23 protein-coding genes are annotated in these 26,385 nt (G+C 42.7%); 17 read left to right on the top strand and 6 right to left on the bottom strand.

From position 1 onward, the window contains the following. The first annotated feature begins 266 nt into the window (after positions 1–266). Positions 267–1,040, top strand: coding sequence for an aquaporin Z (gene aqpZ, locus ACM0OW_RS10970; protein ID WP_414550093.1), 774 nt, complete (start codon positions 267–269; stop codon positions 1,038–1,040). A gap of 59 nt (positions 1,041–1,099) precedes the next feature. On the opposite strand, the gene ACM0OW_RS10965 is transcribed toward aqpZ, so the two are convergent. Both ACM0OW_RS10965 and ACM0OW_RS10960 read right to left on the bottom strand, forming a co-directional pair. Then, on the bottom strand, positions 1,100–1,528 hold the full coding sequence (locus ACM0OW_RS10965; RefSeq protein WP_414550092.1) for a VOC family protein: 429 nt from the start codon (positions 1,526–1,528) through the stop codon (positions 1,100–1,102). A gap of 88 nt (positions 1,529–1,616) precedes the next feature. Continuing rightward, positions 1,617–2,129 carry a TIGR02652 family protein gene (locus ACM0OW_RS10960; RefSeq protein WP_414550091.1) on the bottom strand — a complete coding sequence of 171 codons (513 nt, stop codon included), beginning with the start codon at positions 2,127–2,129 and terminating at the stop codon, positions 1,617–1,619. Between the two features lie 238 nt (positions 2,130–2,367). Here ACM0OW_RS10960 and ACM0OW_RS10955 point away from each other — a divergent pair, with 238 nt between their 5' ends. The 3 genes from ACM0OW_RS10955 (at position 2,368) to ACM0OW_RS10945 (ending at position 4,746) form a co-directional block, all read left to right on the top strand. Beyond that, complete coding sequence (locus ACM0OW_RS10955; protein WP_414550090.1) at positions 2,368–2,898, top strand: gamma carbonic anhydrase family protein; 531 nt, start codon at positions 2,368–2,370, stop codon at positions 2,896–2,898. Positions 2,899–3,112: 214 nt separating this feature from the next. Continuing rightward, the gene (locus ACM0OW_RS10950; protein WP_414550089.1) at positions 3,113–3,238 is read left to right on the top strand and encodes a photosystem II protein Y; all 126 of its coding nucleotides are present in this window, start codon (positions 3,113–3,115) and stop codon (positions 3,236–3,238) included. A gap of 230 nt (positions 3,239–3,468) precedes the next feature. Further along, positions 3,469–4,746, top strand: a complete 1,278-nt coding sequence (locus tag ACM0OW_RS10945; protein ID WP_414550088.1) for a bifunctional folylpolyglutamate synthase/dihydrofolate synthase — start codon at positions 3,469–3,471, stop codon at positions 4,744–4,746. A 455-nt stretch (positions 4,747–5,201) separates the two neighbouring features. Here the strand turns inward: ACM0OW_RS10945 and ACM0OW_RS10940 are convergent, their stop codons facing one another. After that, entirely contained in the window at positions 5,202–6,503 is a 1,302-nt protein-coding gene (locus ACM0OW_RS10940) for an ABC transporter substrate-binding protein (protein ID WP_414550087.1), read from the bottom strand. Positions 6,504–6,754: 251 nt separating this feature from the next. Between ACM0OW_RS10940 and pilM the strand changes: the two genes are divergently transcribed. The 10 genes from pilM to cysW all read left to right on the top strand — a co-directional run bounded on the left by pilM (position 6,755) and on the right by cysW (position 18,657). After that, a complete protein-coding gene (gene pilM / locus ACM0OW_RS10935) occupies positions 6,755–7,861 on the top strand; it encodes a type IV pilus assembly protein PilM (RefSeq protein ID WP_414550086.1) in 1,107 nt (368 codons plus the stop codon). 4 nt (positions 7,862–7,865) lie between these two features. After that, positions 7,866–8,639: a PilN domain-containing protein gene (locus tag ACM0OW_RS10930; protein ID WP_414550085.1), complete on the top strand. Its 774-nt coding sequence runs from the start codon at positions 7,866–7,868 to the stop codon at positions 8,637–8,639. After that, a complete protein-coding gene (locus tag ACM0OW_RS10925) occupies positions 8,636–9,424 on the top strand; it encodes a pilus assembly protein PilO (protein ID WP_414550084.1) in 789 nt (262 codons plus the stop codon). The genes ACM0OW_RS10930 and ACM0OW_RS10925 overlap by 4 nt, the downstream gene beginning before the upstream one ends. Positions 9,425–9,501: 77 nt before the next feature. Next, entirely contained in the window at positions 9,502–11,874 is a 2,373-nt protein-coding gene (locus ACM0OW_RS10920) for an AMIN domain-containing protein (protein WP_414550083.1), read from the top strand. A gap of 490 nt (positions 11,875–12,364) precedes the next feature. Continuing rightward, positions 12,365–12,667 carry an HU family DNA-binding protein gene (locus ACM0OW_RS10915; RefSeq protein ID WP_414550082.1) on the top strand — a complete coding sequence of 101 codons (303 nt, stop codon included), beginning with the start codon at positions 12,365–12,367 and terminating at the stop codon, positions 12,665–12,667. A 26-nt stretch (positions 12,668–12,693) separates the two neighbouring features. Next, complete coding sequence (gene cobD, locus ACM0OW_RS10910; protein ID WP_414550081.1) at positions 12,694–13,827, top strand: threonine-phosphate decarboxylase CobD; 1,134 nt, start codon at positions 12,694–12,696, stop codon at positions 13,825–13,827. 116 nt (positions 13,828–13,943) lie between these two features. Then, a complete protein-coding gene (locus tag ACM0OW_RS10905; protein WP_414550080.1) occupies positions 13,944–15,398 on the top strand; it encodes a dihydrolipoyl dehydrogenase family protein in 1,455 nt (484 codons plus the stop codon). A gap of 355 nt (positions 15,399–15,753) precedes the next feature. Then, complete coding sequence (locus tag ACM0OW_RS10900) at positions 15,754–16,827, top strand: sulfate ABC transporter substrate-binding protein (RefSeq protein ID WP_414550079.1); 1,074 nt, start codon at positions 15,754–15,756, stop codon at positions 16,825–16,827. Between the two features lie 134 nt (positions 16,828–16,961). Further along, on the top strand, positions 16,962–17,813 hold the full coding sequence (gene cysT / locus ACM0OW_RS10895) for a sulfate ABC transporter permease subunit CysT (RefSeq protein WP_414550078.1): 852 nt from the start codon (positions 16,962–16,964) through the stop codon (positions 17,811–17,813). Beyond that, entirely contained in the window at positions 17,803–18,657 is an 855-nt protein-coding gene (gene cysW, locus ACM0OW_RS10890; RefSeq protein WP_414550077.1) for a sulfate ABC transporter permease subunit CysW, read from the top strand. The genes cysT and cysW overlap by 11 nt, the downstream gene beginning before the upstream one ends. Positions 18,658–18,760: 103 nt before the next feature. Here cysW and ACM0OW_RS10885 read toward each other — a convergent pair whose 3' ends face one another. Next, positions 18,761–20,527: a DUF3685 domain-containing protein gene (locus ACM0OW_RS10885; RefSeq protein ID WP_414550076.1), complete on the bottom strand. Its 1,767-nt coding sequence runs from the start codon at positions 20,525–20,527 to the stop codon at positions 18,761–18,763. A 231-nt stretch (positions 20,528–20,758) separates the two neighbouring features. Then, complete coding sequence (locus tag ACM0OW_RS10880) at positions 20,759–21,208, bottom strand: Fur family transcriptional regulator (protein ID WP_414550075.1); 450 nt, start codon at positions 21,206–21,208, stop codon at positions 20,759–20,761. A gap of 539 nt (positions 21,209–21,747) precedes the next feature. Here ACM0OW_RS10880 and ACM0OW_RS10875 point away from each other — a divergent pair. Then, on the top strand, positions 21,748–22,227 hold the full coding sequence (locus ACM0OW_RS10875) for a CRR6 family NdhI maturation factor (RefSeq protein WP_414550074.1): 480 nt from the start codon (positions 21,748–21,750) through the stop codon (positions 22,225–22,227). A gap of 519 nt (positions 22,228–22,746) precedes the next feature. Here ACM0OW_RS10875 and ACM0OW_RS10870 read toward each other — a convergent pair. Continuing rightward, positions 22,747–23,865, bottom strand: a complete 1,119-nt coding sequence (locus ACM0OW_RS10870; protein ID WP_414550073.1) for a ferrochelatase — start codon at positions 23,863–23,865, stop codon at positions 22,747–22,749. A gap of 377 nt (positions 23,866–24,242) precedes the next feature. Here ACM0OW_RS10870 and ACM0OW_RS10865 point away from each other — a divergent pair, with 377 nt between their 5' ends. Both ACM0OW_RS10865 and ACM0OW_RS10860 read left to right on the top strand, forming a co-directional pair. After that, a complete protein-coding gene (locus ACM0OW_RS10865; protein WP_414550072.1) occupies positions 24,243–24,815 on the top strand; it encodes a hypothetical protein in 573 nt (190 codons plus the stop codon). A 221-nt stretch (positions 24,816–25,036) separates the two neighbouring features. Beyond that, positions 25,037–26,305: an MFS transporter gene (locus tag ACM0OW_RS10860; protein ID WP_414550071.1), complete on the top strand. Its 1,269-nt coding sequence runs from the start codon at positions 25,037–25,039 to the stop codon at positions 26,303–26,305. The last annotated feature ends 80 nt before the right edge of the window (positions 26,306–26,385 follow it).

The raw sequence follows: 26,385 nt of genomic DNA, 5'->3' as shown, positions 1-26,385 counted from the left end.
ACGTTACGCTCTGTGAAAGTTCTACAAAGCTTTTTGGGCATGGCTAAAGTCTCCGGCACGCTTCGCAAACACTTACAGCAACGACATATATACTTCTTTAATAAATTTTACCGCCTACCTACTTGGATTGATGAAAATCAATGACAATCATTCGTAATATAAAGCTGGTCGAAGCTAATTGAACTCCAACTTTATTGAAGTTAGCAGAGTTGATTTTTTACTGCTGTGTAAAATTTAAATTTTTGAAATAGAATGAGGATTTTTTAATGTCTCTGATCAAACGTAGTTTAGCCGAATTTATTGGTACATTTTGGCTGGTATTGGGCGGATGTGGTAGTGCTGTTTTAGCCGCAGCTTACACAACCGAAAGTGCAAAAATTAGTGTCAATACTTCTTTTCCTTTAGGTATCGGATTAGTGGGTGTATCTTTGGCATTTGGGCTAACTGTACTCACCGGGGCTTATGCACTCGGTCACATTTCTGGTGGTCATTTCAACCCTGCTGTTTCCTTTGGACTTTGGGTCGGTAAGCGCTTTCCTGGTTCAGACTTACTACCTTACATAGCCTCTCAAGTGCTTGGTGCAACTCTCGGTGGAGCCGTGACTTATCTTATTGCTAGTGGACAAGCGGGATTTGTCCTCACAGGCTCTAATCCATTGGCAACTAATGGCTTCGGTATTCATTCTCCGGGTGGTTACAATCTGTTTGCTTGCTTTATAACCGAAGTTGTGATGACTTTCATGTTTTTGCTGATTATTCTCGGTGTTACTGACCGTCTTGCTCCCAAAGGGTTTGCACCACTAGCAATTGGGTTGGCACTCACCTTGATTCACCTAATTAGCATTCCTGTAACCAATACTTCTGTAAATCCTGCTCGTAGTACTGGAGTTGCTATATTTGCTGGGACACAAATTTTTTCCCAAGTATGGCTATTTTGGGTAGCTCCTATCTTGGGTGCTATTTTGGCAGGATGGTTTTATTTAAAAGTCTTTAGTGAAGCACCTGTAGATGTACAACAAAATATTGAAGAGCTAGTTTAGCTACGCTCAAAAACCACCTCGGTTAGTGCCAGTTTTGCTTAATATTTATGAGTATATAACTAACCGAGTTGAGCCAAACACCTAATAAATTCTAAAGGTAAACCATCAGTATCAGCAATAAAAGCCACCTCCCAGATGCGATCGCCTATTTGCTGCTGTGTGGGTTCTAATAGTATTTTCAGGGGTGGTAAATCTGCCACCGCATCTACACGTAATTGTAAATTTGTCAACCAGCTAGGTAAATCTGATGTAATTTCAGTTAAATCAAAAGATAGATGATAGTAGCCCACATAATGTTCATCGCCAAAAGCATCCGGGGCGGGTTTTGGTTCAGGAATTTGAATTAATTCAATTCTGCCATTTAGCCCTTCCATCCAACAAGCCAGAGTATAACCTGTGGTGAAGCGTTCACAAACTATAAACCCTAACTGTTCATAAAAGGCGATCGCTTGATGAATGTTCGCAGTCCGAATCGAAGCATGGTGCATAATTTAGTCATTAGTCATTGGTCATTAGTAGAGACAATCCATGAATTGTCCCTACATTTTTGCTCAAATATGTCTCACCAATTTTGACTTACTCAAATAATCGGAAATAAGGATAGCGTACAGGGACACCAGGCTCTTTTTCCAAATCAAAATTAATCACATCCCAACAAGGATCTTCCGCACCATCTGGGCTAAAATCTACAGGTAAGCCGTATAATCGTGCATAGGTAGTTTCCGGCTGTCCAGAACGCCAAGGTGTACTGCGTTCCAAATAGCCACTCATCATTTCCTGATAACGTAGAGCAATAATTACCCGTGTTGCTCTGTAACCTTGGGTATATAGTTTATCCAGTGCCTCGTGGATTTCAAAGCGAATCCCATCAGGATGCGTATGCTGTCTATACCATTCATTATTCCAGCGTCGCCAATGACGACCCGACTGTAGATGAACTAACTCTTCAGTTTTAGGGTCAGCCTCAAAAGCACCGTGTCGGGGACACAAATAGGTATCTGTTAATGTCAAAGCCGGAATAGTCTGACGACAGTGGGGACACTGAATGTCAGGGCCAAATATTGGGTACTGCAAGCCTGGATTCATCATGAAGTGCGTACAAACATAGTTTCGTCTTCACCAGCACCAGTGAGTTGGATTTTACACTTCGGCTCCTCTATATTGGAGGTTTGCTCGTTGCTGCAAAGAAACGGAGTTACAGATTGAACAATTTTCATTAGCATCGAACTCAGTTAAGAGACATGACACCGTGATATTCTGGTTGTGCAACCAGCCTCAAAGTTTAGAGTTTCTCCAGTGTTCCTGGGTACCATATTCATATTCTATCGTGTCTACACCTTCTTACTGGCCATCTCCCGATATTTCTCAAGCTGCTTTCATTGCAGCCAACGCTGTCATCATTGGTTCAGTAAACATTCAAGCCGGGGCGAGCATCTGGTATGGTGCGGTAGTTCGGGGAGATGTGGAACGAATTGATATTGGCGAATGTACAAATATTCAGGATGGGGCAATTTTACATGGTGATCCAGGTTTACCCACAATTTTAGAAAATCATGTCACTGTCGGGCATGGCGCTGTGATTCATTCAGCCCACATTGAACATGGCAGCTTGATTGGCATTGGTGCAATTATTTTAGATGGGGTCAGAGTGGGTCATGGTAGCATTATTGGTGCTGGCTCAGTCGTAACTAAAAATATCCCTCCTTTGTCCTTAGTTGTGGGTGTTCCCGGTAGAGTCTCGCGCCAAATTTCAGCAGCAGAAGCCGCAGAACTGATTGAACACGCTGAACGTTACAAAAAGTTAGCTTTGGTTCATGCTGGAAAAGGAAACGATATCGGCTTTCACCCCAAGAAATAGCTTAAAATATTGTAATATAACAATATCTTGTTAATTAGCCTCAAGGTTGAGATGCTCACCATCATGGGGATATCCACCTTAGCTGGAAATCAGCGTCGGTAAGAGGTAACATATTTTTTGCAAATGGATTGGAAAAATTCACCAATTCAGCTAAAAATAAAAATGAGAACAGTTGATAAAACTTTAATTTTCACTTAAAAGAGGGGTTCTAAATATGGATATCGATTACCGTATTGCTATTGTTCTTGCACCAATTGCTATTGCTGCTAGTTGGGCTGTGTTTAACATTGGTGCCGCAGCTTTAAGACAATTCCAAGGCTTTTTTAACAAAGAAGCCTAAATTTAATTAAAATCATCCATGTAAAACCGGCTGTTTCCCTAATCAAGGGTAGCCGGTTTTATTCATTGGGCTGAGTGGGGAAAGTGCTGTAAAGCCCTGCGGGCATGGCTGCGCTTAAAGCGGTAGCGGGGCGTTTAGCCCGTGCTGAGTGCTGAGTAAGTTTCTTCCCCCCTGCCCCCTGCCCCCCTGCCTCATCTCCCCTGCCCCCTGCCCCCCTGCCTGTTCTGCTTGTGGATATCAATTCTTTACTCAAACCCTTTCAGCATTTCGGCGTTAATCTGGGACTGTCACGCATTATCAAACTGTTGGCAAATCTTGGCAACCCTCACCACCAAGTCCCAGTAATTCACGTTGCCGGCACTAATGGTAAAGGTTCGGTTTGTGCTTATCTCAACTCTATACTGACTGAGGCTGGTTATCGTACAGGATGTTATATCTCTCCTCATTTAGTCCATTGGACAGAACGCATTAGCATCAACAAACAGCCCATTTCCTCTGAGGAATTCAGCCAATTAATTTTACAAGTCCAAGACGCGATTCAACCTGATGATGAGTATCCGACTCAGTTTGAAGTGATTACCGCCGCCGCTTGGTTGTATTTTGCTCAAGCTAAAGTCGATGTCGCAGTGATAGAGGTGGGTTTAGGCGGGCGTTTAGATGCGACTAATGTTTGTGACCAGCCATTAGTGACCATAATTACATCAATTAGCCGTGAACATTGGCAGCAATTAGGCCCGACTGTGGCTGATATTGCTAGGGAAAAAGCAGGTATTATTAAATCAGGATGTCCAGTGGTGGTGGGGCAACTGCCACCAGATGCGGAAAATGTGGTGCGATCGCGCGCTCAAGAATTACAATGCTCATATATTAAGCCTCAACCTGCCCATCAAATATCTCCCAGATGGGCTGAGTATAAAACTATTAAAACCTCCCACATCATTAAATATCCCTTACCATTACATGGGCAAATTCAGTTAACTAATTCCGCTTTGGCTTTAGCTGCTGTAGAAATTCTCCAAAATACAGGATGGGAGATTTGTCAAGAGGCTATTGTGAATGGGATGAGTAAAACCCAATGGCCGGGGCGAATGCAATGGGTGAATTGGAACCAGCAAAAATTATTAATTGATGGCGCGCATAACCCAGGTGCAGCCCAAGTACTGCGAGATTATATAGATAGTTTAGATACCCCTAAAATAACTTGGATAATGGGAATGCTGGCGACCAAAGAGCATAGAGATATTTTTCAAACTTTGTTGCGTTCGCCAAAGGCGGGGCATAGCCCATCGCATGACCAATTATATCTTGTACCAGTACCAGATCATAGTTCAGCCAACCCACTAGAATTAGCCAAAATAGCGCGTGAAATTTGTCCAGAATTATCCATCTGTGAAACGTGTCCAGACTTATCATCAGCCCTAGAAACAGCTTTTAATCAAACAAATAATCAAGTTGTCTTGTGTGGTTCCCTCTACTTAATCGGGCATTTTTTCACACTTTCACCGTAATATCATATTCTCAAAATCGCCCCTCTCCTTCTTTCTCCCCTCTCCTTGGTAAGGCTACCGTGTACACACAAGTCTTATCAAGTTGCCTAAGAGCGTTTCGATCCCCCCTAACCCCCCTTGAGAAGCAGGGCTGTTTCATTCGATAAGGAGGGAGGATTTGTCAATATCATTAGGGATAATTTTTGGGACAGAACTTATGGAAAACCTACATTTCAACCCAAAAAATTCAAATTTTGCTCAGGATATTTAAAGCGATCGCTCTAAATATCCCTTGACATTATAAGCCTTTGAGGGAATGAAACAGCCCTGCCTTGAGAAGGGGGGAAATTTCTTAAAGTCCCCCTTTTTCTACGCCGAAGGCGCATCCCCGAAGGGGTTTAGGGGGATTTAGGGGGATCAGATCACTTGTGTGTACACCGTAGCCTTGGTAAGGAGAGGGGTTCGGGGTGAGGTTCTTACACTCGACTATCCCATTCTTGCGCCGCATCTTCCAAGGCTTTATCTACCGATTTTTGACCTAACATTGCTGCTTGCAAATTCTCATAAATTGCCTTTTGCAATCTTTTAGAATCTTTCAAAGTTGGGGTTAAAATCTCCGCTTGTTGCAGTTGTTCAGCACTGATAACTCTCGCCCTTTCTACCGTTGAAGCCGTATTAGGAACATTTTTAAAGTAACTATCTCCCAGGGCTTTAATTGTAGATGGTAAAACATTAGCAGCTTTGGCAAAAGCTAACTGATTTTCATCATTAGTGAGAAATAAAGCAAACTTTACCGCAGCATCTGGGTGTTTGCTAGCACGGGGGACAACTACATTCATCACCGCCACATTTTTCTTACCAGTATCACCAGTCATTTGGGGTGCTATGGCTGAAGCTTCAGCAATTTGAGGCGCATTAGTAGCAATAGTTTTGAGAAACTCTGGCCCAGAAGCTAAAAAAGCCGTTTGTCCAGATTGATATAAATCAATTGCATGGCGATGTCCTTGGGTTAAAACTTCTCTAGGAAGTAACCCTTTTTTATACAAATCTACCCAGTATTGAAACGCCGCTTTACCTTCTGGAGAATTAAACGCCGCTTTACCCTCGGTATTTACTAGAGTGACACCCATTTGCACAAATGATTCCAACACTTCTCCGGAATCTTGCGGTGCAAAAGTCACAAAAAAAGCATATTTCCCCGTCTTATCTTTAATTTGCTGCGCCACATTTGCTAATTCTCCGAAGGTAGTTGGTGGTTGACTGATACCTGCCTGTTTTAATAAATCAGTGTTATAAATAGTTAACCTTGTGGTGAGGTACCAGGGAATACCAAAAGTCTTGCCATTGAGGGTGCTAGCTTTCCAGATATTCGGTAGATAGGAGGAACGTTCTTGATTTGAGACTTTTGGATCTAAATCTAACCAGGCATTTCTTCCCGCAAGTTGAGAAGCAAATACTGGATTGAGATTGACAACATCAGGAGGCGTATTCGCTGAAACAGCTGTTAAAATTTTGTTCTCCATCGCCGACCAGGGTATATCCACCCAGTTAACCTTTATACTAGAATTCTGAGCTTCAAAATTTGTAATCAGATTTTGGAAGTAATCAGTAAATTGAGGTTGGAGTTGCATTGTCCAGAACTCAACAGTGGCCTCTCCCGAAGCAGACTGTTGTGTATTTGTACTAACATTTGCCGCACTACAACTTACCATCCAACTGGTTAACAAGCCAATTAATGCCCAAGTAGCTAGTTGTTTGAATTTTCGCAATTGCATCATCTTAGCAGTATTATTACGCTTGATCGGGGTGATAAAGTTATGGAGAATTGTCGAAATTATAGGCTAAATCAGTTACCTAGTACAGCACAGTGTAAATAGGCATTTCATTTAAAAAAGTTCAAAATTTCCAAATAAAAGCCTTTTGATTGGTAATTTTTGACTTTTGATTTTTGACGAACGCCTAGCGGTGTCCTCAAAAAATTCTTTAGTATCAGGTAAATTTTTCATTTAGCAGTCTACCAGGCATAAGTGTGGTGAAAAGCTTCAATAATCTGTTCGGCAAATCTAATACAAGAGTGGGGATAGAACTTGCACCGGAAAGGGTGAATGTAGTTCAGCTACGCAAGCAGCGCCAAGGCTTGAAATTAGAATCCCTCACGTCGTTACCGGTTCCCGAAGGGGTAATTGTTGATGGTCAAATTATTGACATTTCAACAATGGCTGAATTAATTCAGCAAGCACTAGCTGAAAGTAAAATCAAAGCTACTCGTGTGGCTACTGGTGTCCCCGGTAGAGATTCTATAGTCCGTGTGATACCCATACCAGCTGAGTTAGACGACAAAGAATTACGGGAGATGGTGTTAAACCATGAAGCAGGGTTGTATTTACCCTATCCCCGTGAAGAAGCTGATGTCGATTATCAAAAACTTGGGTACTTTGTAGATGAGGATGGTATTGAGAAAGTACAGGTATTATTAGTTGCCACCCGTAAGGAGGTAACTGATACTTATCTTAATACTTTTGAACAGGCAGGATTGCAAATCGATATTTTAGAGATTAACAGTTTTGCTCTGATTCGGACAATTCGTGATCAACTGCGGCAATTCGGACTGCAAGAAGCGGCTGTATTAGTTGACATCGAGTTCGACAGTACAGAGATAGCTATTGTAATTAATGGAGTGCCACAATTTTCGCGTAGCGTTCCTATTGGTACTTATCAAATGCAAATGGCGCTCTGTCGGGCTATGAGTTTACCTACATCACGAGACATGGAATTGTTACAGGGAATGGTAATTCCCACCAATCCAATGGATGGCGGACAAACTGGGGTTACAGACGTTAATCCCGGTATGGCGGCTTTGTTGAGAGTGTTGGGAGAACTCGCAGATGAACTGCGCCGTTCTATCGATTTTTACTTAAATCAAAGTGAAAATCTGGAAGTAGCGCAGATTTTCTTAGCCGGTCCAGGAGGCGGACTGCAACAACTAGATGAGTTTGTGACTCAAAGATTGGGCTTACCAACTACCCAAATTGATCCCATTGGGGCTTTGTCTTTGCAAGTTGATGAGGAAAAGTACCCTTTAGCACAACGTTCTGGCTTAGGGATAATACTTGGTCTTGGAATGCGGGAGGTATGAAAGAATGTACAGTTTAGATGTTAATTTTCTTAAAGATCGTTCAGGCTACCAAAGCAACACGCCGGGAACAAAGCCACGATTTCAACTGCCTACTGGGGATTTTACACCAGTGTATGTGGGATTGGCTATTGGTCTGTGTTTACCAGCTTTCTTTGGGGCTGGTTGGTGGTTCTTAGGGGCGAGAAATAATCAATTAGATCAGGAAATTGCACAATTAGACCAAGAAAACAAGAAGTTAGAAGCTGAGATTGGCAATATTAATAAAATCCGTGAGCAGACAAAACAAGTACAGGCGGAAACACAGGGTTTAGTGACTGTATTTGATCAGATTCGCCCTTGGTCTGCTATGTTACAAGATTTGCGCGATCGCATACCAGCAACCGTACAAATCGAAACCGTCAAGCAAATTGAACCCAGTACCGCAGCACAAGGACAGACAGCCAGCAGTCGGGCTGGAGCATTGGAAGTTACTGGCATAGCACGTTCTTTTAATGATGTCAATGATTTTCTATTAACTCTGCAAGAATCTAAATTTTTGGCATCATCGACAAGCAGAATTACCACAGCTACCTTAGTAGATGCACCATTACCACCGGGTAGTAATCAATCTGGTAATGGTGAGCCAATTAAATTACCCCAAGTAGTGAGATACACCATTGAATCCAGTGTAAGTGATGTTCCAGCTTCTGAGTTAATCAGAGAATTAGAGCAAAAAGGCACAGTGGGATTAGTAACTAGAATTCGCAGTATCCAAGAAATAGGAGTCATTTCAAAATGACAATGAGTCAAGATTTTCAGTTTAGTGATCAAGGTGGGGAATTCAGTTCAGAAACATCCTACCCGGTTGCTTTTGGTATTACTTTTACACCCAAAGTTATTGGCATTGTGGTGGGTGTATTGGGAATTGCTGGAGCAGCATATATGCTGCTCAACATGGTCATGCCAGCATGGGAAACTTATCAGCAAAAACAAGGACAAGCTGAAAATTTGCAAAGCCAAGTGGAGCAAAAAAAAGCCAGTATTAAAGAAATTGACCAAGTAAAAGCTGACTTAGCGCAAGCAAAGAGGCAAAATATCCAGGTTTTAAGTTTGTTTGCTAATGAAAACACCTTAGATACCCTATTACTGGATATTAATCGTTTAGTTGAGGCTACTAATTCTCCGGTTGCAGCTAATGCAGTTAGAGCGAAACTAACAAGATTTGTCCCGGCTTCAGAGCAATCAGAACCAATTAATGATGGCTCTCTCGGACCAATAGTCGATGGTAAATTGAAACGCAGTAGCATTACTATCGAACTTGAGGGAACTTTTGAACAAACGCAATCCATTATGCGTAATATTGAGCGTTTGCAGCCTTTGTTAATAGTTAAAGATTATCAAGCCAGATTGTCTCCTGAACCGACTACTCAATCATCAGATGGAGAAGAAGTAATCAGGAGAGTAGGGCCAGCACCCATTACTACATCTTTTGAAATACAGGCATTAATGCCACGTAATCCAGAGGAAGTTGCTGCTGCGGCTAAGGCTGCTGAAGCTGCAACACAGACAGCAACAAAGAAATAAAGTGTTGAGTGGAAAGACCAATACTACTACTCAAAAATAATTAGTGACCGGGTGTTTTATATAGTGAGGAATGAACGGTGAAACAATTTCACGGTAATGGTGTAATCTTAGGTGCTGCTGCTTTTGCGTTCATAGCAGCTCAACCAGTCTCAGCCCAAGTTGCTCAAGTAACTGGGGTGAAGCTCAATCCAGTTAATGGAGGGGTTAGCGTGGTTTTGCAAACTTCTTCAGGGTCACGTCCCCAAGTTTTTACAACGAAAAGAAATAACGCTTTAGTCTCAGATATTATTAATACTCAATTGCGTTTACCGCAAGGGAATAATTTTCGCCAAGATAACCCGGCTGCGGGAATTGCCTCAGTTGAAGTTGTGCAACTTGATGCCAATAGTATTCGAGTCATAGTAACTGGTAGTAATAGCATCCCCACAAATCAACCTGTGGTGAGAAAGCCCAATGAATTAACTCTCAGCTTTACCCCATCTACAACCGCCATAGCACCCTCTGCTTCTACCCCACCCCAAAGGACTCCAGATGTTCTGGTTCCTAACCCACAAATCTCTATTGACGGCAGACCTGCGCCACCTGCTGCTCCTAGTCAACCTCGAAATCAAGCACCTCCTTTTTTACCTAGAGCCGTCGCCCCACCTGTAGGAGATATTTCTATTTCTAATACAGATGCGTCTCCCAGTAGCATTGACTTAGGCACTCAGGAACGTGTCCCCCGTTTGGTTTTAAGAGATGCACCAGTGCGCGAGGTTTTATCATTACTGGCTCGTGCGGCTGGGATGAATTTGGCTTATGTGGGAGGTGAGCAAGCGGCTGGAGGTGCTGCTGCTGAAGGTCAAGCAACTTCTCAAACAATCTCCCTAGATATAGAAAATGAGCCAGTGCAAGATGTGTTTAACTACGTTTTGCGCCTTAGTGGTTTAGAAGCTAATCGCAGTGGACGCACAATTTTTGTCGGGGCTAGTCTACCCAATTCCACCCGCGATGTGGTAATGCGTAGCTTGCGGCTTAATCAGGTAACTGTGGGAGTTGCCCTCAACTACTTGGTGGGTATGGGGGCTGAAACAGCCGTCAGCCGGGAACGACAAGTCACCAGTGTGAATGCTGTACCTGTAGGTGCTGGAGCTGCTCCCATCACCCAAACACAGACAACCACAGAAACTAGACTAGAAGTTCAACGGGCTAATTTCACAGATTCAAAGCCGTTACTAAGAGGTTTACAAGCATTAGGAGATGAGCGCACCAATTCTCTGACTTTAATTGGCACACCCAGGATAGTTGAGATGGCAATGGCTCAAATGAGTCAGCTTGATATCCGCCGTCGTCAAGTTGCAGTTAACGTCAGGATTATCGATGTTAACCTTTTGAACACCCAAGACCAGAACTCCAGTTTTTCCTTTGGGATTGGTAATAACTTCTTTAGCAATGACGGTGGTGCTGCTACATTGAATTTTGGTGGTTCTAGACCAGCTACTAGTACGGAAGCCAGAAATAGTGTAACTAATACGCCAGTCATTGCTAATCCGATTACGGGAGAACCATTTTTGAGGGAAGGTTTTTTCAACCCAGCAACTGGCAGGCCATCTGCTAGTCCACCGTTAGATCCCAATGGCAACCCGACACAACCTGGGATCACAGATTTTACTCCTGGACAGCCAGGAAGAACTACATTTGAAATTGTACCAAGTGCAATTGATCCTGTGACAGGTGAACCTACTAACTTTAGGTTAGTGCCTCAAACTACCCCTGCAACTCCAGATACCTATACTTTCGGTTTACCTAGTTTATTCCAATTTCCCAAACGACTTCTCGCTAATTTACAGGCTCAGGTACAAAATGGCAATGCGAAGATTTTGACTGACCCGACCTTAATTGTGCAAGAAGGTCAAACCGCTAATGTGAACTTGACACAGGAAGTTGTTGGTAACATTACCAGGGAAATCGTTCGTGATGCCAATCTGGCTACAGAAACAATTTCAGCTGAAAAAGAGCAAGTAGGTTTAACTTTAGCGGTCAGAGTGGAACGAATTGACGATAATGGTTTTGTCTCCCTCTCAGTTGCTCCTGTAGTCAAAGCACCTGTAGCTCCAGCTAGTATTAACGTTGGTGGTGGTGGTAGTCAACAAATATTTTTAGTATCTGAACGCTCTCTCAATTCTGGTGTAGTTCGTCTACGAGATGGTCAAACGTTAATTCTTTCAGGAATTATTCAAGATTCAGATCGCACAACTGTTTCTAAGATTCCTATTCTGGGTGATATTCCTCTAATTGGTTCACTATTTAGAAGAACAAACAGAGAGAATCAGCGCAATGAGGTGATTGTGCTACTTACACCTCAAGTTATGGATGACTCTGAGAACTCGGCTTATGGCTATAACTACACCCCTAGCCCAGAGGTACGGCAAATGCTTGAGCGTCGTGGTTTGAGTGCGCCTAATCGATAAACAGCCCTGGTGATTAGAAGTCGCATCCATACACTAAGAGAAAATTAAGAATTTTAAACCCGCGTCGGCGGCCTTCCCACCGGAAAACCGCTACGCGTCTTGTCTGTGTAGATGCGGTTTCTCATTACTGATTTTGCTGACAATTCTGATTTGATTTCTTCTTTTTGAACTTTGAAATTTGAAATTTGAATTTGACAGTTAGGGCATTTTATCAGTATTTTTCTAATTTTATGTATAATTTGTTGTAAAAAATCACTGAAAAAGCACAAAAAATCCTGAAATCTATATAAATTAATGGTTTCATCTATCCACATCAGGCTACAACACCTTAGAATGATTCATTGAAAAGTCGAGCCGATGGGATGTACAGCCATTTTTTATGTAAATACTCCCAAAGGACGACTTTTGTAATTCTCTGTTTGGAGAATTAATTAAAGATGCCACGGGGTGTAACAGTAGAGAATCTCAAGTAAACATCAAGGAGTTTGATATGAACAAGGGTGAATTAGTTGATGCTGTGTCTGAAAAGGCTAGTGTTACCAAAAAACAAGCCGATGCTGTCTTAACTGCTGCTTTGGAAACGATTGTCGAAGCTGTTTCCTCTGGCGATAAAGTCACGCTAGTAGGATTTGGCTCTTTTGAATCACGCGAACGCAAGGCGCGTGAAGGTCGTAACCCCAAAACCAACGAAAAGATGGAAATCCCTGCCACCAGGGTTCCAGCTTTCTCTGCTGGTAAGCTGTTTAGAGAAAAGGTTGCACCCCCAAAAGAACCAAAAGAAGTAAAAGAATAGATCACATTTTAGGGAACCTCTTATTGATGCGGCAACCAGTTCACGGCGGAAATTTAGTTTGGGCAGCAGCATTAGCTGGCTGTCCACCTGAAGCTATTGTGGATTTTTCTGCCAGCATCAGTCCATTGGGGCCACCTGATAGTGCGATCGCAGCTATTTATTCTCAAGTTGGTAATCTTAGACACTATCCTGAACCAGATTACAGTGACCTAAGACTAGCTCTAGGTCGCTTTCATCAAATATCTTCTGAGTGGATTCTGCCGGGCAATGGTTCAGCAGAATTACTTACTCTAGCAGGTAGAGAATTATCAACATTATCCGCAACAACCTTAATTACTCCAGCCTTTAGCGATTATTACCGTACACTCACGGCATACAACGCTAAAATTCTGGAGTTTCCCCTTTCTTTAGACGCTGGGGACACTTCGGCTACGCTCAGTGCAAGCTGGGAAATGGAAAATGGGACGGAGAAGTTTCTTCCCCCCCTGCCCCCTGCCCCCCTGCCTCTTCCCCCTGCCGTAAGTTCTGGATTATTGTTGAATAATCCCCACAACCCCACAGGCAGATTATTCTCACGAGAGGCGATTTTGCCTTATTTGGATGAATACGCTTTGGTGGTTGTGGATGAGGCGTTTATGGATTTTGTACCCCCCGATGCCGAACAAAGTCTAATTGGGGTGGTGCAGGAATATCCAAATTTAGTAGTATTGCGATCGCTAACGAAATTTTACAGTCTACCAGGACTGAGATTAGGATATGCGATCGCGCACCCTGACCGTCTTGCTTTATGGCAATCATGGCGAGACCCCTGGCCTGTAAATACCTTAGCGGCAGCCGCAGCAATTGCAGCCGTCCAAGACCAAGAGTTTCAAGAATTGACCTGGAAATGGTTAGCACCGGCACGAAACCAACTTTTTCAAGGTTTAGCCTCCATTCCAGGTTTACAGCCCCTAGAAGGCGCTGCTAACTTCTTACTGGTGAAATCAGAACAATCAACTTTACAGTTACAAAAAAAATTACTCCAGCATCACCAAATTTTAATCCGTGATTGCCTGAGTTTTAAAGAATTAGGCGATCGCTTTTTCCGAGTAGCCGTCCGTTCTGAGTCAGATAATCAACGTTTATTAACAGCCTTATCTTCAATAACTGATGAAGGTTGACTGATATCCCACAAATAATGTAGGGATGTTGCACGCAACGTCTCTACAAGGGTTGAACGAAGATACATATTGATATTGTTAATGACCAATGACCAATGACCAATGACCAATGACCAATGACAATTGATTACGATTTAGTAATTATTGGTGGCACTTTAGCCGGACGCTATGCAGCCCTGCTTGCAACCCAACTCAAGGCTACTGTGGCTTTAGTAGAGTCTGAAGTAAATTATGGGTTTAGTCAACACCAGGCTTTGAGCGAAATCGGCAAAATTGTTCACAGCATGAATGGTGTAGCTAGTTTGGGAATTCACCCTACACAAGCTGATACTGCCGACAAATGTCAAGTATCCGTGACATGGAAAGAAGCCCATCTGTATACTCAGGGCGTTGTCTCCAATATCCAAGAACAGCACTCACTCGCCAATTTAGCCGCCCTGGGTGTCGATGTAATTCTTGGCAGTGGTCAATTTCAATCGTCACCCCATTTAGCCTTTGCAGTAAATCAACGCCTGCTAAGGGGGCGTACCTATTTATTAGCTAGTGGTTCTGTCCCAACGGTTCCAGAAATTGAAGGATTGCAAACCACAGACTACTTAACTTTAGCTAATGTTTGGCGATCGCTCAAGCAACCAACTTTACCTAAAAATTGGGTAATTATTGGCGGTGTTCCCCAAAATATTGAAATCGCGCAAACTTTGGCGCGGTTGGGATGTCATGTAACCTTAGCAGTCAAATCTGCATCTATTCTGCCATACGCTGACCCACAGACATCCCACCTGCTGCAAGCACAGTTAGAAGTTGATGGTGTGCGTGTCCTCACCCAGAAACCAGTTACTCAAGTCAAACTAATTGAGGGTCAAAAGTGGGTTCAAGCCGGAGATAAGGCAATTGAAACTGATGAAATTTTAGTAGCAACTGGACAGCAACCAAATGTTGAGTTTCTAAATTTAGCGGCTGTGGGCGTGAAATGGCGGCAGCGTCGCTTAGTTGTGAATGATAAATTACAAACAACTAACCACCGCATTTACGCCTGTGGTGATGTAATTGGTGGTTATGACTTTTCTAATGTTGCTAATTATGAAGCTAGAATTGCCGTTAAAAATGCCCTGTTTTTTCCCAGATTAGCAGTCAATTATCGCTGCATTCCTTGGGGGCTAAATTCTCATCCCAGGTTAGCTGAAGTCGGTTTAACAGAGGCGCAGGCAAAACGCCAATTTAAACCAGATGAAGTTTTAATTTTGCGACAATATTATAAATCAGTCACAGCAGCCCAACTGCGGGACGAAACCACAGGTATATGTAAATTAATTATTCTACGCAATGGAGAAATTTTGGGAAGTTCAATACTGGGGGCTGAAGCTGGGGAGTTAATTAATTTAATTGCTTTAGCGATGTCCCAAAAAATCCCAGTTAAAAAGTTAGCAAATTTATCTGCTGTCTATCCCAGTTTTTCAGAGATTATCGAAAATACAGCCAGAGAGTGGGGTCAGCACAAGTTAAATAGTAATTCTGCTTTACAAGACTTTCTCGAAGGCTTTTTTCACTTCCGCCGCAATTGGAATGTCTAAGAACTAGTAGTTTAGTTTGTCAAAACTATTTTGACGGTTGGAGAGACGCGATAAATCGCCGTCTCTACAGAAAATATATCCTTCAATTATTTTTTGACAGAATACTAGATTAAGTCGAACAATTGAAAAATTTCTACTCAGCACTCTCCCCACTCTCTTGTACAGACGCGATTTATCACGTCTCCCCACTCAGCCCTCAGCCCTCAGCACTCTACGTAATCACCATAATCTCAATCAAGAATATGGTGAATGTATTGCTATTTCATCTAATTATCTGTAATATCTAGGACTAAGCCTAAAATACTATAACTTGATAGATTAACAGTAGATTTAAATTCAGGAGCATAAGGTCGGTATGTGGCAGAATAATTGGAATCGGTGGAAAGGCACATCTTTAAAAAGCTTTATTTCGTTGTTTTTGCTAGGAGTCAGTTTAATTGGAGTAATATCTGCCTGCTCTCCTTCTCCTGATAATACTGGCAGCGCTTCACAAACAAAAGAACTGACCTTAGTGAGCTACGCCGTCACCCGTGCCGCTTATGAAAACATCATTCCTTTGTTCACTAAACAGTGGGAAGAAAAAACTGGACAGACTGTCAACTTTGCTCAAAGCTATGGTGGCTCAGGCTCTCAAACCCGTGCAGTGATTGACGGTTTAGATGCCGACATAGTAGCCCTAGCACTATCAGCAGACACTTTGCAAATTCAGGAAGCCGGACTGATTCAACCAGGCTGGGAGAAAAAGACACCCAACGGTGATGGTATTGTCCACCGTTCAGTAGGTGTAATTGTTACCCGCGAAGGCAACCCCAAAAATATTCAAAACTGGAATGATTTAGCCCGTGATGATGTCAGCGTCATTACCGCTAATCCCAAAACCTCCGGTGGCGCTCGTTGGAATTACATGGCCTTGTGGGGGAATGTTACCAAAACAGGCGGCACGGAAGAACAAGCCAAAGATTTTGTAACTAAGGTTTACAGAAACGTGCCAGTTTTACCAAGAGATGCCCGTGAAGCCACTGATGCATTCTTCGCCCAAAGACAAGGAGATGCACTAATTAACTATGAGAACGAAGTCATTTTAGCTAAACAGCAGGGGCAGAATCTACCTTACGTAGTTCCCAAAATTAATATTTCCATCGATAACCCCATAGCGATAGTTGATACCTATGTTGATAAGCGAGGTAATCGCGAAGTAGCAGAAGCCTTTGTCCAGTTTCTCTTTACCCCCGAAGCCCAGCGCGAGTTCGCCAAAGTGGGATTCCGACCAGTAATACCAGAAGTAGTGACGGAATTTGCTGATACTTATCCCCAAATCTCCAATCTGTTCACCATCGACGATTTTGGCGGTTGGAATCAAGTCAGCCCCAAATTCTTTGCCGACGGCGCAATTTTTGACGACATCCAAGCCAATATAGCCCGACGCTAGGATTCTTAAGTGCTGAGTGCTGAGTGGGGAAAGTTTTGAGTGAAGAAAGTTTTGAGTAAGTTTCTTCCCCCCGGCTCCCTGCCCCCCCGCTCCCCGGCTCCCTGCCCCCTGCCCCCTGCCCCCTTTCCTGAACTATGACAGTTTCCAAAACACAGTCTACCTTCCCCATCGCGCTCCAAAATTTGCTAAAGCGCTTGTCTTTGCCGTGGGGGGTAACTATTACCTATATTTCCATTATCCTACTGTTGCCTGTATCTGCCTTGATACTGCGGGCTGCAACCCTATCACCGCAAGAGTTCTGGCGGCTGGCTACTGCCCCCGTGGCTCTCTCAACCTACAACATCACTTTTGGCACAGCCTTCTTGGCAGCCGCTATTAACTGCGTGGCTGGCACTGCCACAGCTTGGGTGCTGGTGCGCTATGATTTTCCTTTTAAACGGGTTTTAGATGCTGTGATTGACCTGCCCTTTGCCTTACCCACAGCAGTTGCAGGTATCACCCTCGCCACAGTTTACAGCGAGCAAGGCTGGATTGGTTCATTTCTGACTCCTCTGGGCATTAGGGTTTCTTTTACTAGGTTGGGGGTGGCAGTGGCAATGGTGTTTATTTCCGTGCCTTTTGTTGTCCGGACTGTGCAGCCAGTATTGCAAGAGCTAGACTATAACATCGAAGAGGCGGCCTGGTCGCTGGGAGCTTCCCGATGGCAAACTTTTTGGCGGGTGGTGCTACCGCCCCTTGTACCTGCCATCCTCACCGGTACAACCCAGGCTTTTGCTAGGGCGGTAGGAGAGTATGGTTCAGTGGTCTTGATTGCTGCTAATATTCCTTATCAAGACTTAATTGCACCCATTTTAGTGTTCCAGAGCCTCGAACAAAACGACATGGCTGGAGCGACAGCTATTGGCACGGTGCTGCTGCTGATTTCCCTCGTGCTGCTACTAGCAGTGAATGTATTACAAAGTTGGAGGCAACGCTATGCCGCTTGAAGTTAAATCTAACCAGTCTCTAGCATCAGGTGGGGTCAGGCCGAAACAAGCTGGAGAGTGGGGAAAAGTTGCCTTGATTGCGGCGGTGACAGCCTATTTAGCACTAGTTTTGCTGCTGCCCACCCTTTATGTGTTCATTGGAGCCTTTAGCAAAGGTATTGCCCCGTTTTTCGCCACCCTCACCAGCCGGGACTTTACTCAAGCCCTGCGCCTGACGGCAATGGCGGTCGGTATAGCTGTACCGTTCAACGTCGTTTTTGGGTTATGTGCAGCTTGGGTAATTGCCCGCCATCGATTTCGGGGGCGCACCCTGCTACTAAGTATTATCGACTTGCCCTTTTCAATTTCACCCATTGTGGCAGGTTTAATGCTGGTTTCTCTCTATGGACGCAATGGGCTACTTGGCCCCTTACTACAATTCCTCGATATCAGGATTATCTTTTCTTTCCCTGGCATTGCTTTGGCGACGATGCTTGGAGGGATGCCCTTTGTGGCTCGTGAAGTAATTCCAGTATTGGAAGAAATTGGGACTCAGGAAGAAGAAGCTGCGAAAACCTTGGGTGCGAAAGAATGGCAGATTTTCTGGCGCGTCACACTGCCTTCTATTCGTTGGGCATTGCTTTATGGAATTATTCTCACCACTGCCCGCGCAATGGGAGAGTATGGTGCTATTGCTGTTGTTTCTAGTAATTTAATTGGCCGTACCCAGACTTTGACTTTGTATGTGGAAGGAGCTTATCGCAATTACGATTCTCAAAGTGCCTTTGCCGCTTCGGTGGTGCTAGCTGGGTTGGCTGCTTTCACTCTGGTAATTAAGGAGTTATTTGAACGCCGCATCCGGTAAAAGTGTTGAGTGGGGAGACGCGATTTATCTCGTCTGTACAAGAGAGTGGGGAAAGTTTTGAGACAAGAAAGTGCTGAGTAAGTTTCTTCCCCCCTGCCTCTTCTTACTTTGGTCGTTCACCATTGCGCTTGAAATTTTTTTCTGTTAAGGAGACGCTGCCAATTCCTTGGAGGATTCCACGACCAATTAAACCTAAGCCCCGACCAACTATTTTTGTGAGTAGAAACACAATACTGCTACCAACAATTGCTAATAATGATTTTAAACGGGGTGCGATCGCATCTCGAAATTCTAGTGCTAATGTGACTAATAGGGGAATCCCAGACAGTTGCGCTAATTCCTGTCCACGGGGGGCATAAAGTGAAGTTTTGGCAATCCCGCGCGGTGCTAATACAAATAGTTCGTAGCTACTTTCAAAGATGGCTTTCGGCTCATTGATATACTTGTTTAAACGGTACTTCCATGACAATTCATTGCGAAAGCGTTCTATTTCTCTGGTGGAAATTAATCGGCGGTCATAATAATTTTGTTTAATTTCTTCCACATCTGCTAAAGAGTTGAGCAGTGGTTGCACTACACCATTGGCTACCTGAATTAATAAATTTTCTAAAATTATTAATGCTTGGGATTTCGCTTCAGCGCTACCGACATCATAGCAAGTATTATCAATGTGCAAGTCTGTCTGAAATACCAAATAAGAAAATAATTCTACAACCAAGGGAATTTTATTGAAAATCTCTGTTTGGATAACTCGATAATTTTGCAGCAGTAAATTAACAACTTCTATATCCTGTTTACTTACCTGCACTCGATAAAATTTACCAAAGAAATCTGTAATTACTACTTGCCATAAATCATATAATATGCTGTCTTTTAAAGTTTCCAGTTGAGCAATTCTCACTTGCGGGACACGCAATTCATCCAGTTTTTGAGCCAGTTTTTGCAATATGAGATACAGTAATTCCCGTTTTTTATCTTCACGAAAAATATCAATTTCCAAGGCTACATCTGTGACATTTTGTAAAGATAATTGCAATTTGGTGACACATAATGAGAATAAATCAGATTGAAGCGATCGCGGACTAAGTAGAGGCGGCGAAGTTTCTGGCTGTGGTGACACTAATGGCACAATGACACTACTTAAAGACGGCAGGACAGAAGGTTTCTGAGTCGCAATTGTTTGTTCCTCTTGTCTTTCCTGTGGTGAAACTAATAACCGAGTCAGTAACCAACGAGATGCTAACAGTTCTCGTCGTTGTCCCGCAAAAACGGCTCGATCTATTAATGGTAATCCTGGGGTTTGTAATTGCGCCGTAACTTCAGCTAAAGTCGCCTCAAGATAGCCAATTCCTGACAAATACCAATTTTTCCGCAACCTAGCCAAGGGTAGACTAGATGGTGACACAATGGGGTGATGAGTAGTTGGTTCTACGCTGTGCTTTTCGGGAAACCAATAAGCACCACCATCTGCTACTTCTTTCATTGCAGCGACTAATTCGGAAATCGGAGTACCTTTAGAACAATAGCCATTAACACCACCCGCCTGAACTGCTAACAGTAATCCTGGTTCTTGAACTGCACTAAGTAGCAAGACTGGTAATTGAGGGTATTGAATTTTTAGTTGTTGACAAAGTTGTAACCCTTGCTGCTGACTAGAAATAGAGCGACCATTGCCTAATTCTAAAACTACCAAATTCACTTGGTGGGGATCTTGTTGAGCTAGTTCTGCTAATATCTGCAAAGCCGTTGTCTCTGTTTCTGCTTCCGCTACCACTTCAATGTCAGGTAATGCTGACAATGCTACCCTTAGTCCTAGCCTAAATATGGGGTCTTGGTCAATTAACAATAATTTTAGGGGTCTATTGCTCATAGTCTCAACAAATACACAACGGCTGTTTTTTACAGTCACAAAGACTTTGTGATGCGAAACTTAGTCCCCCTCATTGTCACCTGTTTTCGCCAATTGCATAATTTATCTGATCAAAAATAAAATCAGTAGGGTGGTTATCGTCCTGGAGGTATGGCTACGCTAGAGCGATCGCGTAACCCACCACAAATATTGATATGGAAGATGAACCAATGATTTTATATGGTTTAAGACTTATGGTTTGTCTGGGGAATTGCGATAACCATAAAAGTTAATACTGTATTCTGTAATCCGTACTCCTGTTTTTTCTTCCACTTGACGGAGCAATTCTTCTGGCAGTTCTATGTGGATATCCAGAAGTTGATTAGTATCAATACAGTTGACATGACTATGAGAATCACTGATATTACCATATAAACGCCCGTCGCAGCGTTCAATACACTCAATGATGCCCTGAGTAGATAAAGCTTCTAAATTTTGATAGACAGAAGTATGTCCAATATCTTTACCTTGCTGACTGAGGCGATCATAAATTTCTCTAGCAGAAAGATGTTCATTGGCTGCCCACAGCAATTCTAAAATAAAGCGACGCTGGCGGCTGACGCGCATCCCTAGCTGTTGACACCGTTCTAAGGCATCTTCTAGGGAACGAATGGATTTAGTCGTTATCGATTGATTTTGCATAGTTAAATTTGTTAACTATTAAGGGGTTTTTCCCGTTTTAGTGTTTATTGGTTCTTTTGATATGACAAAAGTATTAGTATTACATTAATTACTTTGCCCCTAACTGTGCTGCTGCGGAATTTAATGTTTAAGGTGATGATTGTCTGGTGCTTGTGGGCGTTTGCTTGATGACATTCTGAATCTTAAACAAACTCATTACAACTTTAACTTAAAATTGTGGCAAATGTCCATCTCTAGGCAGGTGTTATGTCTGCAAAATTTAGGTGAATACAGATATATTAGGGAGTTATAGCAACCGCCAAGGATATTAGGACATTGTTGATTGCCCAAAGCCTGGAAGTAGGGGCGGGTATGGCTACGCCACGCAAGCTATGACAGATATGTTCAATTACCAATAATAATTTTAATAAACCCGCCCCTACTTGGTTTCTACTCAGCACTTTGCTATAAATGGAGTAAATGTCGCATCCAACCCTGAAAGCTGATAGTCTGTATTCTCGACCCTACTGTTAAGCATAGAGAAAGTACCTGTCGAATCAATGACTATCACAATTACCCTCGATACTGACTGCATTAACAATCTAGATATTTCACCTGCCTTAACGGTGATTTCGCAACTGCTGGATGAGAACGCGACCATCGCATCTCACGAACAGCAATTGAACTTTGATATAAAATATACCTTAGAACCTGGAGATCCTCGCGAACTTTCGGAAATTCCAGAGTTACGCCTGTGGTTTGTGCGTTTGGATGCTAAATATCCCTGGTTGCCATTTTTACTAGATTGGAAATCTGGAGAATTTGCTCGTTATACTGCCATGCTTGTACCACACCAATTCAGTGCTAAAGAAGGTATTCAATATAACCCTGAAGCTTTAGAAATATTTCTGATGCACAAAATTTTTATCTTAGGTGATTGGCTAAAGCAACAAGGGATTCCCAGCCAATCGCGGTTAAAGTCTATGGCGCAAATGCTTGGTTATGACTTAGATGATGCTTTGTTTGAGATATTTTCTTAAGAATCTCATCCTCAATTCTTCTCCCTAGCAAGGAACCACCGTATACACACAAGTCGGGAAATTTTCTTTTGTGTCATATAGCAACCGCCAAGGGGTTTAGGACATTGTTGATTGCCCAAAGCCTTGATGTAAGGGCGGGTTTATTAAAATTATTATTAGTAATTGAGCATATCTGTAAACCCGTCCCTACTTGGTTTCTACGGGCTAAACGCCCCTCTACCGCTTTAAGCGCAGCCATGCCCGCAGGGCTTTACAGCACTTTGCTATAACATCCTACCCATCACCCTTCCCCGCCAACCAGCGAGGAGGGAGTATGGTGGTGTCAAAAATCATTGGTATACGCCTTTACCTAATATACATTACATCTATTGACAAAAAATGTAGAGATGTTGCATACTCTCTACAAGGGTTAAATGCGGTCGATCCTAATAGACATCTGGTGAAAATAAAATATGCGTTATCACAGAACCGTTGTAGAAACGTTCCATTGAACGTCTCTACATTCTTTGTCGGAGATACCTAATGATGATGATGGTGATGGTGACTTCCCGCCAACTGGGGATTAACCGCCATAGCTTCCTGATTCATTAACTCAGCAATATGAGCATTTGCCCATTCAGCCGCCATTTCCAAAAATTCTGGCTTGTCGTTGACACAGGCCATCTGGACATAACTCACATTGGGATGCTTTTTCGCCAAATCATGAATGATGTGGTGTACATCTAATAAAGTTTCGTGGTTTTCTGTCGCAAAGCCAATGGGCATAAAGATGATGGCTTTTGCACCCAATTGAATCAAGTTATTAGCAGCTTGCTCGGCATTTGGCAATGTCCATTCAATTAAAGGTGTATCGTGGTTCAGCCAACCTACAGAAATTAAAGGATAGCGGTTAATTAACTTATCCCGGACTAAATCATATAGTGTCTGACTTTCGGTAATTCCAGAGGTGAATCCTTTGGCTTTGTGGGGACAGCCATGATTCATCAAGACAATGCCGATTTGAGAAGGTAGGTATGCTGCACCAACTTCGGCGCTAATCTTCTCCTGAACTAAATTAGCCATCAAATCGATGTAGGCTGGTTCGTTATAGAAGGAGGGGATGTAACGCTGTGCTTTTACCCAATGTTCTTCTCCATCAGGAATCTCAGCTAAAGCATTATTAACTTGCTCAACGGCAATTCCACTGGTAAAGATGGAATCAACCACCAATAAGGGGTAAATGAGGATTTTCTCGAAGCCTTGGTTTTTAATTTCTGCGAGAACCTGATCCGGTAGGTAAGGCGCACAGAAGTTAAAGGCTTTGAAAACTTGGATGCGATCGCCCCACTTGGCTTGTAAGTTCTTTTCTATACCAGCGCGCTGCTGTTCAAAGATGGCATTGTGTGGGGAAATAAAATCATGGTGCGTATGTCCCCATTCATGGCGATCAAATAACGCCAATAGCTTTGCTAAGGGGGGATAAATCCATGTTGGTACTGGTGCGAATTTTGCAGTCAGTAGATTTAAAGCCTGTTCGTTATAGTTAGCAAAATCTTCATAGCTTTCAACTTCACCGTAGCCCATGAGTAAGACGGCAACTCTGTCTTTACCTGATAACTGCTCGTGAGTGTGTTGCTGTTTTTCTGGGGTGGCAACCACAATGATTTCCTCAATATAAATCTATATAAACCAGAGTTGAGAACTAATTAAGTTAGGGAATAACTCTATTGGTCTGCTAACTCGTAGTTTATTATCCCATCCAGGGGGATAGGTTTGTTACTAGATTAACAATAATATATCAAAAGGCATACTGGGGTTATTACTCCTTACTGAGTATTGAAAAATTAAGTTTTTAGGACTGTCTTTTTCACATCTGATTTGTGTGAGAGTCAAATTTTCATATATCCTAAAGGCAAGCTTGAGTTATTGAGTAAATTTATGTTGGCACTTTGTTTACTCTAAATTACTGCTAATGATGTCTGATTAAATACAAGGATTCTTAAAAATAACGGAAAAACTGTTATTACTTAAAACTAATGAGTATAATTATTTGCCCTGGAATTCATGAGCCAGCACTAACTGAAAAGTTTGTATCAGAATGCTTATCTTCAGATTTTTATCGTTTAAACGCGGAAAAATGGGGCGATATACTGACTTTTCCGGGTGAAACTTTATTAGCTTTATCATCACTTCATATTTTGCAGTTTTTAAGCGATCGCTTGCAAAATGATCTAAAATCGCCAGTGGTATTCATTAGCTTTAGTGCTGGTGTCGTCGGCGCAATCGGTGCAGCCTGTTCCTGGCAACTCTTAGGAGGTAATATTAAAGCCTTTATTGCGATCGATGGCTGGGGAGTACCACTAGCGGGAAACTTTCCCATACATCGCCTGAGTCATGATTATTTTACCCATTGGAGTTCTTCCTTGTTGGGTAGTGGACATGATAATTTTTATGCAGAACCAGCAGTTGAGCATTTATCAATATGGCGATCGCCCCAAACAGTCAAAGGTTGGTGGGTAGATCGATATGTAGAAGTTTCTCAACCTCCAGTTTCCTTGACTGCAACTGAATTTTTACACTTACTATTAAAACGTTATGAACAACATTAATCCGGAAAACAGCATCAGTAAGCGGGAGTGAAGATTAAACAATTCCAAATTAAACATTGCCAAATTATGAACATCAGAAGATGAGGAGGATCAGAGAAAATATTAATTTGCTTATTCCCTACTCCTGTAGGGGCGGGGTTATGAAAAATTTCGATGAGTCACAGACTCTTTGCTTCAACCCGCCCCTACCGAATCCCTACTCCCCAATCCCCAGTATCTAAATGTTTCCCACTGAACCAGCTGCTGTCAACAACGGATTTAGCGCCCTGCTAAAAAATCGTGGCTTTATGCTCCTGTGGATTGGGCAGCTGTTGTCCCAGTTGGGAGATAAAATTTTCTTTGTGTTAATGGTTGCTCTACTGGAGAATTATCAACCCCCTGCGGGGTTAGCCCCAAACTCCATGTACTCAATTTTGATGCTGGCTTTCACATTACCGGCAATTTTGTTCGGGTCTGCGGGTGGTATCTTTGTTGACCGCTTCTCTAAAAAGTTGGTTTTAACTGTTTCCAACTACATTCAAACTGTATTAATGCTCTGCCTCGCATTTTTACCCAGGGATTTTTTCATGTTATTGGTACTGACTTTTGGTATTTCCACCTTAGCCCAGTTTTTTACTCCGGCTCAACAGGCTGCTATTCCCGTTTTAGTGAAACGAGAGAATTTTATGGCAGCTAATGCGGTGTACAGCAGTACCATGATGGGCGCGTTAATTGTGGGCTTTGCCATTGGAGAGCCAATATTAAGTTTAGCAAAATCTTGGTTAGGAGCAGGTTATGGTCAAGAAGTGGTGGTTGGTGTACTATACCTATTCTCTGGATTAGCCGTACAGCCGATTAACTTCGGTACTGAAAACAAATTATCTGGCGATGATTCCTGTCCAGGAATTAATCCTTGGGTTGACTTTAAAGCAGGCTTGCGCTACCTCACTAAAAATCGTTTGATATTAAATGCCATGTTGCAACTCACCACTTTATACTGTGTGTTTGCCGCCTTGATGGTGTTGACGATTAGATTAGCCGCAGACTTTGGTTTGAAAGAAAAACAATTTGGCTTTTTCTTAGCCGCAGCCGGTGTGGGTATGGTATTTGGCGCGGCAATTTTGGGTCATTGGGGTAATAAATTGCATCACAAACCCTTACCCTTAATTGGATTTTTGATTATGTCTCTGGTTTTAGGAGTGTTTACTTTTACCCATAATCTCATTCTAGCTTTAGGACTAAGTGCCTTTTTAGGCATAGGTGCAGCTTTAATTGGCGTACCCATGCAAACTTTAATTCAACAGCACACACCACCCGCCATGCACGGGAAAGTATTTGGCTTTCAAAATCATATCGTCAATATTGCCTTATCTGCACCCTTAGCAATTACTGGTCCTTTAACAGATTTTCTCGGCTTAAGAACTGTTTTGGTAGGAATGAGTATAGTAGTAGCAACTGTTGGTATTTGGGCTTGGAAAAACACTCGCGGAGTTCTACAAGACGTAATTTAGCCAAAATTATCAGCGTTGACGAATTTTTTTGAAATCTTATACGATAATTGTATGATAAATAACCCAGCCAACCCCAAGAA

The organism is Anabaena sp. CCY 0017 (genome assembly GCF_963920885.1).
Classification (GTDB): domain Bacteria; phylum Cyanobacteriota; class Cyanobacteriia; order Cyanobacteriales; family Nostocaceae; genus Nodularia.
Note: the sequence above shows the minus strand (reverse complement) of the source record. Positions and strands in the feature narration are given on the sequence as shown.

Coding starts and splice junctions, on each gene's coding strand:
- cobD (WP_414550081.1), top strand. CDS start 12,694: ATGCGGCAACCAGTTCACGGCGGAAATTTAGTTTGGGCAGCAGCATTA.
- ACM0OW_RS10905 (WP_414550080.1), top strand. CDS start 13,944: ATGACAATTGATTACGATTTAGTAATTATTGGTGGCACTTTAGCCGGA.
- ACM0OW_RS10865 (WP_414550072.1), top strand. CDS start 24,243: ATGAGTATAATTATTTGCCCTGGAATTCATGAGCCAGCACTAACTGAA.
- cysT (WP_414550078.1), top strand. CDS start 16,962: ATGACAGTTTCCAAAACACAGTCTACCTTCCCCATCGCGCTCCAAAAT.
- ACM0OW_RS10900 (WP_414550079.1), top strand. CDS start 15,754: ATGTGGCAGAATAATTGGAATCGGTGGAAAGGCACATCTTTAAAAAGC.
- ACM0OW_RS10930 (WP_414550085.1), top strand. CDS start 7,866: ATGTACAGTTTAGATGTTAATTTTCTTAAAGATCGTTCAGGCTACCAA.
- ACM0OW_RS10860 (WP_414550071.1), top strand. CDS start 25,037: ATGTTTCCCACTGAACCAGCTGCTGTCAACAACGGATTTAGCGCCCTG.
- cysW (WP_414550077.1), top strand. CDS start 17,803: ATGCCGCTTGAAGTTAAATCTAACCAGTCTCTAGCATCAGGTGGGGTC.
- aqpZ (WP_414550093.1), top strand. CDS start 267: ATGTCTCTGATCAAACGTAGTTTAGCCGAATTTATTGGTACATTTTGG.
- ACM0OW_RS10960 (WP_414550091.1), bottom strand. CDS start 2,129: ATGATGAATCCAGGCTTGCAGTACCCAATATTTGGCCCTGACATTCAG.
- ACM0OW_RS10915 (WP_414550082.1), top strand. CDS start 12,365: ATGAACAAGGGTGAATTAGTTGATGCTGTGTCTGAAAAGGCTAGTGTT.
- ACM0OW_RS10965 (WP_414550092.1), bottom strand. CDS start 1,528: ATGCACCATGCTTCGATTCGGACTGCGAACATTCATCAAGCGATCGCC.
- ACM0OW_RS10940 (WP_414550087.1), bottom strand. CDS start 6,503: ATGATGCAATTGCGAAAATTCAAACAACTAGCTACTTGGGCATTAATT.
- ACM0OW_RS10875 (WP_414550074.1), top strand. CDS start 21,748: ATGACTATCACAATTACCCTCGATACTGACTGCATTAACAATCTAGAT.
- ACM0OW_RS10925 (WP_414550084.1), top strand. CDS start 8,636: ATGACAATGAGTCAAGATTTTCAGTTTAGTGATCAAGGTGGGGAATTC.
- ACM0OW_RS10880 (WP_414550075.1), bottom strand. CDS start 21,208: ATGCAAAATCAATCGATAACGACTAAATCCATTCGTTCCCTAGAAGAT.
- ACM0OW_RS10950 (WP_414550089.1), top strand. CDS start 3,113: ATGGATATCGATTACCGTATTGCTATTGTTCTTGCACCAATTGCTATT.
- ACM0OW_RS10885 (WP_414550076.1), bottom strand. CDS start 20,527: ATGAGCAATAGACCCCTAAAATTATTGTTAATTGACCAAGACCCCATA.